Genomic DNA, 14,964 nt, shown 5'->3' with positions numbered 1-14,964 from the left:
AAAAGGGAGAAACTAGGCCCCAAGCGCGCCGCGGATGCCTTCCGTGTAGGACTGCCCCTTGGTGCGTAGCTCGCTTTCCCAGAAATCCCAGTACCAGAGCTCTTCGCCGTCGATCGAGAACTCGTAGTGCGTGACTTCCTTGATCGCATGGTTGCAGCCGAGGAACTCTTCCGGGCTCGTGTCGTCGGGCGTCCATTCCGCGATCGCGCCTTCGATCACCGCTCGCGCCGGAATGTCGGCGCCGGTTTTCTTGTCCCGAAGCGCGCCGGCGAATGTCCATTTTTCCGGCTTGCCCAGCACGCCGAACACCGAACGATCGAAGCCCTTTGCCTCGAAGCTCGGTTCGACAGCGTTGATGCGCGGCAGCAGGAAATCGACCGCCCCGTGACCGCCGCCGGGATTGTGGCTGGCGGTCATGAAGGTGATCGCAGGGATGACCATCTTGACGATCGTGGTTTTCCTGGTGTCACCGGCGACTTCGGCACGGCGGACATCGACGGCCGTCAGCAGATAGAGTGGCTTCATGGATCAGTCTCCGATACTGGAGTGAAACTCGGCGGCGGCATGCGCCGCGAACGGGATGTCGAGGCCAGCCGGCTTCAGGCGGCGTAGGCCAGGCGCGCGACGATGTCGGACACCAGACCGGCCACGGCCGGGCGATAGCGCCGGACTTCGTGGTGCGCGACCTTGAAGGCCGGCGCCGGCTCGATCCCGAGATTGACGGTCAGGTGGCCGAGGCGGATGTTCTCGGGGCTGTTCTTGTCCGGCCGGAATTCGACCTGATAGCCGAGGATGTCCTCGTCGGACTGGTGATCGCGCAGCATGAATTTCTGCGAATTGAGCCAGGCCTCGGCGCTGTCGGCGGAGATCTTCGGACCGAGGAACTGCCGCGTGATCTGCATCAGCTTGACGGTGATGAAATCGGCGCCACGCACCTGGTGGAACTGCTCCCAGAGCGTTCCGGTGGTCGCATTGTCGGTGCCGACAAATACGAAACCGCCTTCGGCGATGGCACCGTCGACGCCGGTTTCCCCCTCGGCCACGACAGAGACGTTTGCCGCCAGCATCTGCTGGCCTTCCGTCGAGCCGTCCAGAAGCGAGAACGGGATCTTGCGGGAGAGGCCGGCGAGCCCGTGGATGGCCCGGTTCGCGATCGGATTGAACGGCTTTCCTTCGGTCTCGTTGTCGACCCGCTGGAACAGGCCGAGGACACGCGGGCCCATCGGGCGCGTGACGAGCGTATCGTCCTCGTAGACCCGCGCCGCCACGCCGACCGGGATCAGCCGCTCGGAGTTCATGCTCTCACGGGCGTCGATCGCGTTCGCGCTGGAGGTGTCGTCGACATCGACGGGCGAGACGGCGAGGATCTTGCCGAGCGCGTCCGGCAGTGCCGCCACGACCGGGTTCGTCGTTTCCAGATCGGCGCGCCACGCGGTCCGGCCGCACCACACCAGCCGGGGCGTCCGGTTGACGGCGGACGGGATGTCCTGGACCGAGTTCAGGATGTTGACGATGTTGCTGCAGGTGCCCGCAGTGTCGGCGCCCTCCTCCACTCTGACGACCGTGACGTCTGCGCCGGAGTTGATGCCGTCGAGCTGCCGCTGAATACCGCTGACGGCATCCGCAAGCAGACCGGACCCAAGCGCCGTCACCGCATCGGAATCGCTCGTGGAAAAGCGGACGGGCGTGTCGAGCGGGAATTCGCTCGCCGAGGCGTCGGCCGACGTCTCGATCAGCAGCGCCTGCGAGAAGTCGGCGCCGAGTACGGGGACCGGCTCGTCTCCCGGCCGGCTGAACGTCATACCAAATTCGGGCGCCGTCATTGGCTCCTCCTGTTGCGGGCAACAAAAAACCCGCTCGAAAGCGGGTTCGGGTCAGGTGCAGAATGTGTTGGGTGCCAGCCCCGGTGACGTGGCCGATCAAGGCCAGCCGGCGGCCTCGTCGATTGCGTCGAGCTCGGTCTCGTCGGCGGCAGCGAGCGCGGCGTCCTTCAGGTCGCGGCCGTGCTGGCGGATCTGGGCATAGTAGTCCCCGACCGAGGCAGCGAGCGCGATGCCGTCAGCGGGTGTCGGAAGCGGGATGCGGTCGTTCTCGATCGTGATCCAGCCAAGCTTGTAGCTGTCGGACCAAGTGACCGAACCAGATGCAGCGAGCCCGCCCGTCGTAGCCATCGCGCCAAGGTCGGTGCGGGTCCCAACGTCCAACGCGACATGGAGGCCACCGGGTGTCGGCGCACCTGCGGCCAGCCGATCAGCCATCTCGGCCGAAATCGCCGCAAGCTTGGTCGCTCGAGCCTCTTCAAGCGTGGGCGGCGGCGCGACGGCGGCGAGGCCATCGTCGGCCGGGTCGCCGATGTGATCGACCGTCACCGCGGCGCCGTCGGCCGCGTACCAGGTCTCGCCGCGGTGATCGGGTCGGATTTCCCATGCTTCGCCGGTCCAGCAGGCCGCTTCGCCGGCGCCGGTTTCCGGCGGAGGCGTCCGCGTGGTGTGAGCGGGGTCGAGAAACGCGCCCGGTTCCAGCGGCGACGGATCGGCGATGCTGCTGCCGAGGGCCTCGCCGGAGGTCGGATCGTAGGAATAGACCGTTGGTCCGGACATCGGGGGCCTCAGTATTTGATGTAGAGCACGGCCGCGATGTTGCGCGGCCGAGTTTCGAAGCCAACTCGAGGGGAGCCATGCTGCCCCTCGATGGGGACATTGGTCAGCGGGATAATTCCGATGCCCCCCTGTCCGAGGATCGGCGCCAACGGAGATCCCATGGATGATGCGCCGTTGATCGATTGGTGATAGTGGCCCTGAAACTGATCGAGCTGATGTGAGCCAAGAACGCGGCCCCCGTCGACGCCGCGGCCCTCGTCCAGGCCTCGGAGGAACTCCCCTCGGGCATCGGGGACGTTGAAGGTCGTCGATCCGTCACCGGCGCCATATGCCGTGCCGATTGCCGCGAATAGGGCCGAGTACACAACCCGCGACACAGCCGCCCCGTTGCATTTCAGGTAGCCTGTCGGAGTGGTCGCGCTCGCATGCCAGATGAGTGAACCCGCCGGCACCAACTGCTCCAGCGCGCCGTTCAGCGCATCGAGCGCAGCTTGGGTCGCATCCGAGATCGGCTTGTCGGCGTCGGGAGTGTCGTCGACGTTGCCCAGTCCGATCTGGGCTTTGGTGACACCGTGCGGGTTGTCGATTCTGCCGGTGTGGTCCGCCAGCGCGGACGCAGTCGCGAAGTAAGCAGCCGCGTGACCTTCCAGCTTTAGCGCGTTCGGCGCGACGCCATCCTGGACGATCGTTTCGATTTGATCCTGAGCAGTCTGGATGTCGGCCTGAAGCGTGGCCAGCTGCGGCGCGACCGTCGTCTGGATGTAGTCGAGCGACGCCTGGATGCCCTGCGCCTCAAGCGCCGCGAACGATGCCTCCAGTTGCTCGCGGGCGCGAAGCCGCGCGCCGATGTCGCCGATGACGCCGTTCCAGACGTCGACCGAAAGCTCGGTGCTGCCGTCGGCCTGGTAATCGGTCTCCCTACTCGGGATCGCATCGGTCAAAGGCCGCCTCCCCATAGGCGTCGAGGATCTTCTGGACGGTGTCGCCGCTCATCGAGATCGTGTTGAGGGGGCGATAGCGGAACGGCTCGAGCTCGACGACGCGAGCGAGCTTGACCGCGTAGGTCGCCGCCGGATCGATGGTTGGAAACGGGTTCATGATCGGCTTCCTCACAGTGCGGCGATGAAGGCGTCCTGGAGGAACGGCACGACCACGACGTTGTCGGTCGTGGAGGCGAACCGCATCCGTGCCGATGTGGTCGCCGCACCCAGGCTATAGGTCGAGAGATAGGTCCGGCGGCTCGGCCGGTTGGGATCGACGGTGACCTCGGTGGTCGACGGCAGGACCGTCGCCCCGCCGACCATGATCGCCGGCGTGAACGTGTGCCGCGCCTCGTCGAAGGCATCGACGGTGTACTGGGTGACGATCGAGCTCGACGAGATCCCGAAGTCGAACGCGTCGGTGACCGCCCGCATGTCGCTGCGATTGCGCGAGACCGTGGACGTGGCCCACTCGTCGAGCTGGATCATCGGCGCGAGATCGCTGGTGCCGATCATCACCAGGCGCAGCTCGACGGAAGCCGGCAGCCCGACCAGCGGATTGGTGGCCGGGTCGCCGTCCTCGAGCACGGTCCAGGTCGTCGAGCCGGCCGGCCGGATCTCCCACTCCAGGCCGGTACCGCCGGGCTCCCACCCGGAATAAAGGAGATCGATCTCGGTCATTCCGTCGGCGAGCGTCAGCGCCCGAAACGGCACGGTCGTGCGTGGGCTGCGGAACCGGGCGCCGTTGATGGCGAACACGAAGTCCTGGTCGAGATCGCCCTGGGCGTAAGCGCCATCGGTCAGCTTGAAGAGGGATCCGCCAGTGTAGGCGTTGCCGGTGGAGACGCTGACGGCATGGTTGCCGGTCGTGACGGTCACGAAGGCGTAGCGCCGGCCGGCCTCCAGCATGGTCAGCGGAAGCGCGACGCGGTTCCAGCCCTCGGTCAGCGACGCGCGCGGCAGAATGCCCTGCGCCAGCATCCTGGTCGGCGAAGGCGCAGCACTGCCGGTCGTCTCGACGATGAAGACGTGCACATCGCCGTCGAGCCCGATCCGCGCAAATTGCAGGTCGAGCGAGGTCATCATCATCGGCTGCGCGACCAGGAAGGTCTGGGCGTAGACCGAGCCGTTGATGCCGACTTCCTCGGTCTTGTACTCCCAGTACGGCTCATTGACGATTTCGTAGCGGATCTGCCGGACGCCATAGAGCGAGTGATCCGGCAGGCCAGCCCAATCGCCGTTGTAGCTCACGACCTCGAACGTCTCGCCGTTGTTGCGGAGCATCGTGCCGATCTGGGCGTCGGCAAGCGCGGACCAGCCGGCGCCGTTCTCGCAGACCTGCATGGTCGGGCCGTAGGTGACGCGGATCCGGCTTGCCTCCTTGCGGACCAGCGTCGTTTCGGTGTGCACGAGCTGGGAAATGTTCAGCGTGCCCGACGCGGCGTAGTTGGCGATCCTCGTGACTTCGTCATAGACCGGCACCATCCGCCGGTCCGACCACATGATGTACGGGCTGTCCTCGGCCTGGACTTCAAGCCGCGCCTGGGCGGTTGCGGCGAACGGGTAACGGACACCCTCGCTCACCCGGGCGAGCCAGTCGGGGTGGCCGTTGTCCCACTGATCCGGCAGCAGGCCGTTGTCGAACGCGTAGGCGCGCTGATTGTCCGGCAGGTCGAGCAGAAGCCGGGCCGCGCCCAGGTCGCGCTGCATCTGCCGGATGACCGACGGCCGCGGGATTTCCGTCAGCCGGTCGTTGATGTTGGTGATCTGTGTCTCGATCGTCGCGGTCCGCAGAAACAGCGCGTCGAGATCGACTTCGAGCGCCGCGAGCCGCCCCTCGACCTCGTAGAGCGACTTGACCCGGGTCGAGGTGCCCGGTTCGATCCCGCCGGTATCGGGGATGCCGGTCGCATGGAGCCGCACATAGGCGATGCACGCATCGGTCTCGGCGACGACGGGCTTCACCGGTGTCGGGTTGAGCTCGCCGGCCTGGACGATGACGTTGACCCGCCGGCGGATCCGCTTCGGCGTGGACCGCATCACCACTTCTGAGGTCTCGGGATCCTCGCTTGTCTGGAATGGCCGGGTCTCCGTCTCCGTGACCTCCTCGCCCCGCAAAATAAGGGCGACCCAGCGCTGATCGGACGGCGCGACCGGGATGTGAAGCTGGAGGTTGATGGTGATCGGAGCGTCCTGGGAATAGACGACGCGGCCGTTGAGGTAGCGTCCGCGGGAGACCGTCACCTCCTGGGCGCTCGCCTTGGCGACGGTGAAGGCGGCCCAGTGCGCCGGGTAGCCAATCGCATCGGCGACCAGGTCGTCGACCTGCTCCTGGGCAAAGAGGCCGATTTCGTTGAAGTCGGTGTGTTTGGCGATCTCGGCGTCGTCGAAGGTGACCCGGCTGGACATGAGGGCTCCCTAAAGTCGCGTCCGGTCGACGAAGCCGCCGATATGGTGGCTGCCGTCGAGCGGGATGGAATCGGAAAGGGTTATGTGCCGGCGCCAGGCGAACGTGACCGAGTAGAGGGTCTCCGGAGCCTTCCCGACTGTCATGGCGAGCTTCGCGCGCCGGATCGGCTCAAGGTCGACGGAGCGAAGCGATGCTCGGCCGATCGCCGCGCGGTTGATCTCAAACGCGTGCGCCGGCTGCTGCAACGGCAGCTTGACGAGGTAGTGCGCCGTCAGCGGCGGGTGCGCGATCGGGCGCCAGCCGACGCCCGACCGGCCGACGACGAACCGGCACGGATGCGACACGACGCGGACGATCTCGGCATCGACGAAGGCAAGAAAGCGTTTGAGCCCCTCACGGGTCCCCTTCAGTTCGGCGAGGCGCTCGCCGGGGTGGATCGTCGAGCGGCCCGCGCTCTGGGCGATCATCTCGCGCTTGCGTGCCTCCGCCCAGTCGTCGAACCAGAGATCGACCGACCAATGCGCCGCCAGGAACGGCAAGAATGCCGACGGCGTCTCGTAGGGATCGAGGATCTGGTCGATCGGCACCGGCAGGTCGTCGGCAGTCGCCTCGGCCAGGGCCCGCTCGAAAGCCGCCGGGTCCGGAAGAAGATCCGCCGCCGTCACGACCGGATCTCCGCGGTCACCGACAGAGAAGCGAGCACAGGAACAGTGTACGGATCGGGCTCGATCGTGACCGGCGCGAGGTCACGAACCTTGATGACATTCGCACCGTAGGCTGCACTCGGCAGATATCCGCCCGGCAGCTCACCGCCAATCCGGGTCCGTTCGGCGGCAGCCACTGACACGCGATCCTCCGCCTCTTGCCTGACCACCCCCGCATCCGGCCCGATCGCAGGCACCTCGACGACGAGATCCCCGGAATATTCCAGCCGCGTCGCCGCCAGGACCGAGACACCATGCGCCTCCGGCTTGACGTTCGGGTTCGTCACAGCGGCCGTGACGAGGGCGATTTCCGTCGGCGTCGGATCGGCTCCGCCTTGCCCGGTGATCACCACGTCGGTGTCGCCGAGCCGGCCGTGTACCGCGCGGCCGTTGACCCGCGCGTCTCCCATGCCCGGCCAGACCGTCCACGCGTCCAGCAGATATCGGCCGATGGAGCCGATCGAAGGCCGATCCAGCGACAGCAGATACCGCCGCAGGAGGGCAGCATCACTTTCCATCACCGCCGGCTCGGATTCGGTCGCCGGCCTGACGACGAGACGAAGCAGGTTCTGCCCCGCGACGATTGCCTCGAGGTTGGTCCCCTTGGCCATCGGCGCGAGTACGGACTTCACCGCATCATTGACGCGCTGTCGGTCGTTCAATCGGAGATACGACCAGGCCTCCGCTGCCGAGATGATGACCGGATCTGTCTCGACATGTTGCTGGTCATACTCAGGCAATGTCGGGTCGGCAGTGCGCAGGTTCTCCCAGGCTGCCAGGAACCGATCGACGAACGCCGCCTTGAGCGAGACGAACGAGAGAGTTTCGATCGCATCCGGAAACGGAACCCGCGACAGATCGATGGCCGTCGGACTGGTCACGCCGCCACCCGTGCGTGGCCCGTACCAAACCCGATACCGAAGCTCACAACCCGCTCAACCTCGGTCGAATAGCGCGGATCACGTTCCGACAGGTGCGCGAACGGCCGAAAGTCCGCTTCAATCCGAAGACCTGCGCGACCCGCTCGGATTTCCTCCACCGAGCCTTCGACGGAGATCCGGCGAACCTTGAAATTGGGCACCCAAAGGTCGATCGCAGTGCCGATGAGCTGTTGCCACGCGGCAAACAGCCTCGGGGTCATCGCCCTGCCGAGGAGTTCGACCGCGCCGCCGCCGAACTCGCGGAGCATCACCCGCGATCCGATCCGCGTGGAGAGCGTCACCTCAACCCCCTGGTAAGCGCAGGCGAGCGTGTCGATGATCCGGCCGGTGCGCCGGTGGACACCGCTCACGCCGGCCCGACCTCGGAGCCATCGGCCACCGGAGCAGCTGCCGGCGCCTTCGCCGACTTGGTCCGCCGGGACCCTTTGGGCCAGATCCGGTTGAGGGAAAGATCGTAGGTCGCTTCTTTTGCGGTCAGCGACACCTCGCGCGTGGCCGGCACCTTCGCCCCGTTCACCCAGGTCACACCCTCGGCCACTTCGTATTCGCGCTTGTCCATGGTTCGCCTCCTACCCGATCCTGACGTTCGGCGAGCCGGATGCCCGCACATGACCGCAGCTGTCCTGATCGCCCTGTCGATTGGCGGGAATGCCGGCGATGCGGACCTTTGCAGACCCATTGGCCGTGACCGGAGCCAGATGCGGCGGGAAGAACGGCGTGTGCGCCGATACCGGCGATCCGTTCACCGCGGCCAGACGGCCGTTGATGCGAACCTTCGACTGCACCGATCCGGTCACGACGCCGGCAGCGTCGTTCGGGTCGCCAACGCGATGCGCGGGTGCGCTCATAGCCCAATCTCAATCCCTGCGGCGTCCATGAAAATGGACGAACCAGTCAGACGGACGATTGTCTCTCCGATGGTGACGACGAGGGTTCCTTCCGCCACCGAGATCCGGACGCCACCGAACTCGAGTACGTTCTCTCCGAAATCATCCGACGGCGGCGGATACTGCCCCGAGAAGCCTCCCCGGAAGACCAGTCCGCGGCGAGGGTCCCCGGTCGGATTGAGCACGCCGACAATCTGCCCTTTGGCAAGAGGCATCCATGTGCGCGTCGCGCCGCCGCTCTCGGGGTGCGGATACCACGGCGAAAGGTGGCGCTTTCCGTCGGATCCCTGACCGAGATCGAGCCGATACCCCTTGGCCGCATCGAGCTCTGAGATCGGCCCGACCGTGAGTGCTCGCCCGAAGGCGCTCTTCAGCATTTCGATGTCGGTCTTCATCCCGACGATCACGTCGAGCATCACTCACCCTCAGGATCAGCGGAAACGTCCACGCCAGCGCGGCCGGCCATCTCGATGGTCGCGGACTGGCCGGTCGGCAATTCGTCATCATCACCGAGCGTCCAGTCGATCGGTCCCAGGCCGAGCGCAGCAAGCTCGCGACTGCCGAGCCCGCTTTGCTCCTGAACCACTCGCCAGGGCTCCCGGTAGCCAGCGAGATGAGCCCGGATCAGGGCGGCCGTCGGCGACAACACCGGATCCTCGGACGTCTCCATCAAGGCCAGGAGCCGGCCGAACGGGAGGTCGGGATCGATCGGAACGCCAAGTGCCGGATCGTCGATCAGCTCGACCGTCACCTTGAGCTGGGCCGCGGCAAGCCGGGCCGCGTGTTCGGTGGAGTTCGCCCGGGCCCGCCTCACCTTGAGGACCCGAGCCCGCAGCCCTCGGAAAACCTCCGCCCACGGATTGGTCCGGTCGGCAAGCGCGTCGGCGATCTGCCGGCAGACCAGGTCCGCGTGCACTTCAAAGGCACGATCGGTCGCCGGAACGCCGGTCAGGACCTCGCTTTCGCCTGTCTCCGGATTGCGCACCGTCATCGACGCGGCAATACCCATCTCGAAGACGAGATCGATCGTGCCGTTCTCGTGAAGCCCGCCAGGAGCTCCGCTATCCAGCACCATCTCTCCATCGTCGGTGTAGATGGAGATGAACGGCTTTTCCTGGTCCGTCCGGATCGCACCGTTCGCATCTGTCGACAGCGCCGCGATTTCGCTGTCGAGCACCCGGTCCCCGATCAGGGTCGCGCCCTTGACCGCCTCTACCGCCGCGATCCGCAGCCCCATCCGCACGAAACTCATCTCAGGCGTTCCCGAGATAGACGATCAGCCGGGAGGCTTTGCGATCGCCGACCGCTTTCACCTCGAACCACGGCTCACCGGCGCGCGCCAAGGCCTTCACCCGGTCGCCCTTGCGGATCTCCGGCCCGCTATAGGTGGCCCAAGCGATCGACAACACGGCTGTACTGCCGGCGATCTGGGTCGACCAGTCGGAGGTCCGCCCGCCGGACATGTCCCCCATCTCGACGTCGCCGACGCGCAGGGGTGCGTCGATCTGGATCATCGCGCGGTCGGGATCGACAACGCCGCGCTTCAGGAATGAAATCCGCACGGGTTCGGCGAAGACGGCATCGACCTCCGCGGCGATATCGTCGCGGAGAGACTGAAATGGGGCATCCAGGGGCATGACGGGCGCGACGTCAGTTCGACGTCGTCAGCTCGACCTGGCACTCGGGCTGCTTGCACACAGCCAGCATGTTCGACTGGGACTTCAGCTCGATCCCTTCACCGTGGTCGAGCACCTTGGTGGAGATGAAGATCGGCTCGGACCCTTCGTCGATCGGGCGGTTTGCGCGCTCGATGTGATAGACGGGGCCGTCGAAGGTGCGGAACATGGACTGGGTCCCGGTCGGGAAGGCGTGCCCTTTCCCCGCCGCCACGTTGGCCTCCTGCGAAATCGCGCCGGACGGAGAGCGCACCGGCAGCGAGCCCTTGTACTCGCGGAACGTGATCTCGCCGAACTCGAACACGCGGCCCCAGTTGTTGCCGCGATAGTCCCGGCCGATCGTCGTGTGCAGAGCGGCGTTCTGGGCATTGATCCAGAACTTTTCGACTTTCGGGTGCTTGATCAGCTTGGAGAAGAAGCTCGAGGAGACGATTGCCTCGATGCCGTTCATGGTCTCTCCCTTGAGATTGACCATGACGTGGTCGCGCACCTCTTCGCACTTCTCGACGATGTCCACCGTGTCGGTGCCGAGCGTGAAGTCCACCGTCTTCTTGCTGATCCCGAACAGATCGAAGAGATCGTAGAGCGTCCGGCCGCGGCCGTCCTTGATCAGCCCCTTGAGCATGCCGAGGCGGACATATTCCCGCGTGATCGAGTGCTTGTTGCGGATCGTCATCAGCTTGTTTGCGGTCTCCCGCTCCAGCGAGCCGGGCGTGACTTCACCGTTGACGACCTCAAGCACGCCGTCGATGTCGTCGACCGAGATCTTGTCCAGGTGGGGGAAGTGCGGGATCTGGAGGATGATGCCGTTTTCGGTATCGCCCGGGCCCACCTCGGCCGGACCGCCACGCTCCGCCGCGGCGAGAACGTAGATCTGCCCGTCGCGGTACTCGATACGGACATAGATCGAGCCCTTCGGCTCGTTCGGTGCGAGGCCCAGCTCGTTCAGCAGACCGTAGGTGTTCGGGATCCGATTGACCTCTTCGGTCAGCTCGACATCGGTATAGGGGAGAAGGATCTCCGGCATGGGTCATTCCTTTCGTGAGGACACGGGTCGCCGCTTCCGGGCCTGCCGGAGATCACGCGGCTGAAATTGTGAGGGGACTTCCGTCAGCGAACGGAAATGAAGAGCCGCTCGTCCATGTCAGCAATCGCGGCAGACTTCTGCGGATCCGTGATGCCGTCCGGCCAAAGGATGCTCGACGCGACGAGGGTCGCCATGCGCTTCAGGTAGAGGACCCCGTCGACGTTGTCGGCGCCATTTTCCGCGACCGTCTCGCGAAGAGAGATGCCGCGAATAATCTCGGAGCCGTCCGTCGCGTCCGGATCCCAGGCGACGATCTTGTCGTCATCGGCCCCGGCCGCGCGGGACAGCGTCACCGTAAAGGAATCGCCTTCCACGAAGGCCGCCGAACCGCCGGCAATCGTGAACTTGATCGCCTTGTTGAAGGCCGCCCCGCCTGTCGCGGTTCCGACGAGATTGCCGGCCGGATCCTCGACGCGGAACTTCGACGTGCCGTCGCCGCCGCCGGTCGTGCAGTTGATCGTGTAGACCCCGAGCATGGCCGTGGCGGTGAAGGCCGGATCGGCGAGGGTCAGCGTGCCATCGCCGGTGTTTCCGGCGTCGGCTGCAGTCTCCGCCGACGTGGTACCGGACCCGGAGATCTTGCCGACCAGCGTGCCGAGCTTGATGGTGCGCGCCGCGCCATCACCAGCGAGAAGCGTTCCGGTCGCCCGGGTCAGCTCCGGATCAGCCTCGAAAGCCACCAGCGAAGACACCTTCGATGGTTTGGTCATCTTGTAGTGGGGAAGCATTGAGCGCTCCTGTCATTTGGGCGCACGACATCACCGCCCGTCGGACGCGACGGCCGTTCGTCCTGCTCTCGATTGAATGGAGGGGTGGTGAGGCTGGCGTCAGCCGGCAGCAGCCGGCTTCAGGCCTTCGATCTTCTTGGTGATCCGGTCGTGCAGTCCGGATTTGGCGGTTGCCTTCGCGCCCGGCTGGGCCTGCCCGGCCGTGGCGAGACGTTCGCGCTCGTAGGCCGCCGGATCCGGCTCCGGATCCTCGGCCTGGGCTTTCGGCGAGGCCGCAAGCGTCGCCTTGATCGCCTCGACATCGAGCTCGGTCGACTCCACCAGGTGTTCGGCGAGGCTCTCACGCCCCGTCGCTTCCTCGAGGCTCATCACCGCCTTGCGACGCTCCTTGTAGGCGGTGACCGCGGCATCGGCGGCCTGCTTGTTCGCCTCTTCGAGTTCGGCGGTTGTCTTCTCCGGCTTGGGGTTTTCCGGCATGTGGGTCTCCTTTTTCGAACGCGACGCACCGGACGCGGATGCGCCCGCACGGTGGTCGGCCTTGAACGTCCAGTTCTTGCGTTCCGCGAGTGCTTTCAGGTCATCAGGGGCTTTCGCGAACACGCGGAAATCGAAGGCTGCCACCGCCTTTGCCTGCCCCGCCTCGGCCTTGTCGGCATAACCCGCCTCGACAGCCTGATCGGCCGTGAGCCAGGTTTCCGCTTCCATGGTGGCGCGAACGCTCTCCGGTGAGTTCCCGGAGCGTTCGGCGTAGATCGAGACCATCTGCGCGGCATAGGCGGACAGCTGTTCGATCGTCTTTTCGTGGTCCGCGATCGTACCGAAGGTGATGTTGGCCGGATCATGGATCATCATGATCGACCCGGCTTTCATGACGATTTCGTCCCCGGCCATCGCGATGATGGTCGCAGCCGAAGCCGCCACGGCGTCGATCTCGATACGGACGTTTCCCTTGTGGGTCGCGAGCGCATTGTAGATCGCGACACCCTCGTCGATGATGCCGCCACCGGAGTTCAGCCTGACCACGAGATCATTGTCGCGGCCGTGCTCGGCCAGCGCTGCCAGAACGGCACTCGCGGTAAACCCCTCTCCCCAAAAGTCGTCCCCCACATAGCCGTAGAGGATCAGCTCGCCGTCGCGCAGGATCGTCATCTCGGTGTCCCTTGTTCAACCGAACGTCATCGGTTTCGCGAAGCGTCGCCGCGATCCGCCGCCAGCTCGCTGACATCGGTCCTCGTAGGTGCGGATCATCTCCGAAAGCCGCGCCAGATTGGCGCGCGTGAAGGTCACCTCGTCTTCGCCGAAGCGAACCGTCTCAGCCTTCCCGCCCGATGCGATCGCGAGTTCGACTTTCTTGAGCGCCATCGCGACGTCGCACGGTCGCGCGAGATCGACGGTATCCCCGCCGATCTTGACCAGTGACGAGATCGTCATTCCGCTTCGGTCCGCTTGCGCTCTTCGTCATCGACGGGCGAGGCCGCAGGCGCGTCGCGGTCATAGGGCGAGCGCATTCCGGCCTCGACATAGCGGCGATGTCCGGCGACGCGTTGTTCGAACAGCTCATCGGGATCGATGCCGAGTTCCGCCGCCTCGATTTCGATCGAGGAGGTCCCGTTCGAAAGCCTCTCGCTCGACGCACGGGCGCTCTTGTAGTCGTCGGCCGAGGGCTTGGCCGGCCCCTGCCACTGGGCCCAGCACACTTCATCGCGATGGGCCTGGAATGCCGAATACCCGCCCTTGAGCGGAATGCGCCCTTCGCCGATCTCCTCGTCGAGCCATGCGTCGTAAATGACCTGACAGAGTGGCGCGGCGAGCCGCTCTCGACGGCGGAGCACAATCGGCCAGATCGACGCCGTCTCCATCCTGGTCGATGAATAGGTCGCGTCGCTGTGATCCATCGAGAACGATGCGTGGGTGCAGCCGATCGCCCGTGCCGTCTCCCGGGACAGCGCCGCCTTGAAGGGCAGATAGTCCGGCCCGGGCGTCGCCGGTGTTCGAAAATGCAGGTCCTCCCCCGGCGCGAGCGAGACGACGCGGGGATCGTCGCCGACGGAGATCTTGTCCTTTGCCTTGTCCATCATCGCGCCGAAATACTGCGCGAACTCGTGCTTCAGCTCGCTGCTCCCGAGCGCCTCGAGCCCTTCGAAGGCATCGGCCGATGGCGCCGGGCTGGTCAGGATCACCGAGATGATGTTCTGCAGGACGAAGCTCTGCAGGACCGAGTCGTCGAGTACCTCCGACATGGCGTAGCGCCGAAAGGCAGGCGTCAACGGCGAGATGCCCCGGACATCGTCGGCGTCCGCCGGGTCGAAGATGTGCAGCACGATCGGGCGGCCCTGCCCGTCCATCGCCGGATAAACGGCGGGAACGTCGATCCCGCCGCGGCGGTCGCGGAACTTGTAGGCCACCGGCCGGCCGTTCTCGTCGTGCCAGACTCCCTGATAGAGGCCTTCAGCCTCGATCGTGTCCTGCATCAACCGATGCGGCGGCGTCATGAGGACTTTCGTGCCGGTCGTGATCCCGTACCGGCGACGCATCGCGCGGGGCATGTAGGACAGCATCCCGGTGATTTCGCCATAGGCGATATACCACCGCAGCCCGATATCGACCATCTGCGGGACGGTCAGTTTTCCGCGCTGGTCGCACTCGTGCGGGTTCCACGCGAAGCGCTTCCACCGTTTCTTGACCAGGGAGCACCATTCGTCGGTTTCCTTCTGATCGTAGCCGAGCTTCGACAGATCCGGTTGCGGCGACAACACGAGCTCGACGCCGACGGTGTCGACGAGGACCTGGTCGCAGGCCCCTTTCAACGTGCCGGAGTTCTGAATGAAATCCATGGCCAGCGCAGCCGCGGCGCGCCAGGACCGGCGAACCTCCGAACGGTGATCCGGCAGCGCAACCCGTCGCGACGCGAGAATTCCCGACTTGGTGTCGCGCAGCATCTGAGCTGTTGG

The 14,964-nt window shown here is 65.6% G+C and carries 19 protein-coding genes; all 19 read right to left on the bottom strand.

All coding sequences use genetic code 11. The features are described 5' to 3' along the window. Positions 1–12: 12 nt before the first annotated feature. Positions 13–525 (bottom strand): phage major tail tube protein, encoded by a 513-nt coding sequence (locus tag J2S73_RS06535; RefSeq protein ID WP_306884645.1) that lies wholly within the window; start codon positions 523–525, stop codon positions 13–15. Between the two features lie 74 nt (positions 526–599). Next, a complete protein-coding gene (locus J2S73_RS06530; protein ID WP_306884644.1) occupies positions 600–1,823 on the bottom strand; it encodes a phage tail sheath protein in 1,224 nt (407 codons plus the stop codon). A 96-nt stretch (positions 1,824–1,919) separates the two neighbouring features. Next, positions 1,920–2,600: a DUF4376 domain-containing protein gene (locus tag J2S73_RS06525; RefSeq protein ID WP_306884643.1), complete on the bottom strand. Its 681-nt coding sequence runs from the start codon at positions 2,598–2,600 to the stop codon at positions 1,920–1,922. A gap of 8 nt (positions 2,601–2,608) precedes the next feature. Beyond that, positions 2,609–3,541: a phage tail protein gene (locus J2S73_RS06520; RefSeq protein WP_306884642.1), complete on the bottom strand. Its 933-nt coding sequence runs from the start codon at positions 3,539–3,541 to the stop codon at positions 2,609–2,611. Then, positions 3,519–3,698 carry a hypothetical protein gene (locus J2S73_RS06515; protein ID WP_306884641.1) on the bottom strand — a complete coding sequence of 60 codons (180 nt, stop codon included), beginning with the start codon at positions 3,696–3,698 and terminating at the stop codon, positions 3,519–3,521. The genes J2S73_RS06520 and J2S73_RS06515 overlap by 23 nt, the downstream gene beginning before the upstream one ends. An 11-nt stretch (positions 3,699–3,709) precedes the next feature. Beyond that, entirely contained in the window at positions 3,710–5,989 is a 2,280-nt protein-coding gene (locus J2S73_RS06510) for a hypothetical protein (protein ID WP_306884640.1), read from the bottom strand. Between the two features lie 9 nt (positions 5,990–5,998). Then, on the bottom strand, positions 5,999–6,655 hold the full coding sequence (locus J2S73_RS06505; RefSeq protein ID WP_306884639.1) for a phage tail protein I: 657 nt from the start codon (positions 6,653–6,655) through the stop codon (positions 5,999–6,001). Next, positions 6,652–7,434, bottom strand: a complete 783-nt coding sequence (locus tag J2S73_RS06500; RefSeq protein ID WP_306884638.1) for a baseplate J/gp47 family protein — start codon at positions 7,432–7,434, stop codon at positions 6,652–6,654. The genes J2S73_RS06505 and J2S73_RS06500 overlap by 4 nt, the downstream gene beginning before the upstream one ends. Positions 7,435–7,571: 137 nt before the next feature. Further along, positions 7,572–7,985 (bottom strand): GPW/gp25 family protein, encoded by a 414-nt coding sequence (locus tag J2S73_RS06495; protein WP_306884637.1) that lies wholly within the window; start codon positions 7,983–7,985, stop codon positions 7,572–7,574. Beyond that, entirely contained in the window at positions 7,982–8,194 is a 213-nt protein-coding gene (locus tag J2S73_RS06490; RefSeq protein ID WP_306884636.1) for a hypothetical protein, read from the bottom strand. Before J2S73_RS06490 ends, J2S73_RS06495 begins: the two co-directional genes overlap by 4 nt. Positions 8,195–8,204: 10 nt before the next feature. After that, the gene (locus J2S73_RS06485; RefSeq protein WP_306884635.1) at positions 8,205–8,483 is read right to left on the bottom strand and encodes a PAAR domain-containing protein; all 279 of its coding nucleotides are present in this window, start codon (positions 8,481–8,483) and stop codon (positions 8,205–8,207) included. After that, positions 8,480–8,938: a baseplate assembly protein gene (locus J2S73_RS06480; RefSeq protein ID WP_306884634.1), complete on the bottom strand. Its 459-nt coding sequence runs from the start codon at positions 8,936–8,938 to the stop codon at positions 8,480–8,482. Before J2S73_RS06480 ends, J2S73_RS06485 begins: the two co-directional genes overlap by 4 nt. Then, positions 8,938–9,774, bottom strand: a complete 837-nt coding sequence (locus tag J2S73_RS06475) for a hypothetical protein (protein ID WP_306884633.1) — start codon at positions 9,772–9,774, stop codon at positions 8,938–8,940. The genes J2S73_RS06480 and J2S73_RS06475 overlap by 1 nt, the downstream gene beginning before the upstream one ends. Position 9,775: 1 nt before the next feature. After that, positions 9,776–10,159 carry a hypothetical protein gene (locus tag J2S73_RS06470; protein WP_306884632.1) on the bottom strand — a complete coding sequence of 128 codons (384 nt, stop codon included), beginning with the start codon at positions 10,157–10,159 and terminating at the stop codon, positions 9,776–9,778. 13 nt (positions 10,160–10,172) lie between these two features. Continuing rightward, a complete protein-coding gene (locus J2S73_RS06465; RefSeq protein ID WP_306884631.1) occupies positions 10,173–11,225 on the bottom strand; it encodes a major capsid protein in 1,053 nt (350 codons plus the stop codon). Between the two features lie 83 nt (positions 11,226–11,308). Next, positions 11,309–12,013, bottom strand: coding sequence for a head decoration protein (locus tag J2S73_RS06460; RefSeq protein ID WP_306884630.1), 705 nt, complete (start codon positions 12,011–12,013; stop codon positions 11,309–11,311). Between the two features lie 99 nt (positions 12,014–12,112). Further along, positions 12,113–13,162 carry a head maturation protease, ClpP-related gene (locus tag J2S73_RS06455; protein WP_306884629.1) on the bottom strand — a complete coding sequence of 350 codons (1,050 nt, stop codon included), beginning with the start codon at positions 13,160–13,162 and terminating at the stop codon, positions 12,113–12,115. Positions 13,163–13,177: 15 nt separating this feature from the next. Further along, positions 13,178–13,444 carry a hypothetical protein gene (locus J2S73_RS06450; RefSeq protein ID WP_306884628.1) on the bottom strand — a complete coding sequence of 89 codons (267 nt, stop codon included), beginning with the start codon at positions 13,442–13,444 and terminating at the stop codon, positions 13,178–13,180. Further along, positions 13,441–14,952, bottom strand: coding sequence for a phage portal protein (locus tag J2S73_RS06445; RefSeq protein ID WP_306884626.1), 1,512 nt, complete (start codon positions 14,950–14,952; stop codon positions 13,441–13,443). The genes J2S73_RS06450 and J2S73_RS06445 overlap by 4 nt, the downstream gene beginning before the upstream one ends. Positions 14,953–14,964: the final 12 nt, after the last annotated feature.

The organism is Amorphus orientalis (assembly GCF_030814015.1).
Classification (GTDB): domain Bacteria; phylum Pseudomonadota; class Alphaproteobacteria; order Rhizobiales; family Amorphaceae; genus Amorphus; species Amorphus orientalis.
The sequence above is the reverse complement of the archived record's forward strand: the minus strand, read 5'-3'. Positions and strand labels throughout refer to the sequence as shown.

Coding starts and splice junctions, on each gene's coding strand:
- J2S73_RS06460 (WP_306884630.1), bottom strand. CDS start 12,013: ATGCTTCCCCACTACAAGATGACCAAACCATCGAAGGTGTCTTCGCTG.
- J2S73_RS06525 (WP_306884643.1), bottom strand. CDS start 2,600: ATGTCCGGACCAACGGTCTATTCCTACGATCCGACCTCCGGCGAGGCC.
- J2S73_RS06475 (WP_306884633.1), bottom strand. CDS start 9,774: ATGAGTTTCGTGCGGATGGGGCTGCGGATCGCGGCGGTAGAGGCGGTC.
- J2S73_RS06485 (WP_306884635.1), bottom strand. CDS start 8,483: ATGAGCGCACCCGCGCATCGCGTTGGCGACCCGAACGACGCTGCCGGC.
- J2S73_RS06515 (WP_306884641.1), bottom strand. CDS start 3,698: ATGAACCCGTTTCCAACCATCGATCCGGCGGCGACCTACGCGGTCAAG.
- J2S73_RS06450 (WP_306884628.1), bottom strand. CDS start 13,444: ATGACGATCTCGTCACTGGTCAAGATCGGCGGGGATACCGTCGATCTC.
- J2S73_RS06490 (WP_306884636.1), bottom strand. CDS start 8,194: ATGGACAAGCGCGAATACGAAGTGGCCGAGGGTGTGACCTGGGTGAAC.
- J2S73_RS06480 (WP_306884634.1), bottom strand. CDS start 8,938: ATGCTCGACGTGATCGTCGGGATGAAGACCGACATCGAAATGCTGAAG.
- J2S73_RS06530 (WP_306884644.1), bottom strand. CDS start 1,823: ATGACGGCGCCCGAATTTGGTATGACGTTCAGCCGGCCGGGAGACGAG.
- J2S73_RS06465 (WP_306884631.1), bottom strand. CDS start 11,225: ATGCCGGAGATCCTTCTCCCCTATACCGATGTCGAGCTGACCGAAGAG.
- J2S73_RS06445 (WP_306884626.1), bottom strand. CDS start 14,952: ATGCTGCGCGACACCAAGTCGGGAATTCTCGCGTCGCGACGGGTTGCG.
- J2S73_RS06535 (WP_306884645.1), bottom strand. CDS start 525: ATGAAGCCACTCTATCTGCTGACGGCCGTCGATGTCCGCCGTGCCGAA.
- J2S73_RS06470 (WP_306884632.1), bottom strand. CDS start 10,159: ATGCCCCTGGATGCCCCATTTCAGTCTCTCCGCGACGATATCGCCGCG.
- J2S73_RS06455 (WP_306884629.1), bottom strand. CDS start 13,162: ATGACGATCCTGCGCGACGGCGAGCTGATCCTCTACGGCTATGTGGGG.
- J2S73_RS06510 (WP_306884640.1), bottom strand. CDS start 5,989: ATGTCCAGCCGGGTCACCTTCGACGACGCCGAGATCGCCAAACACACC.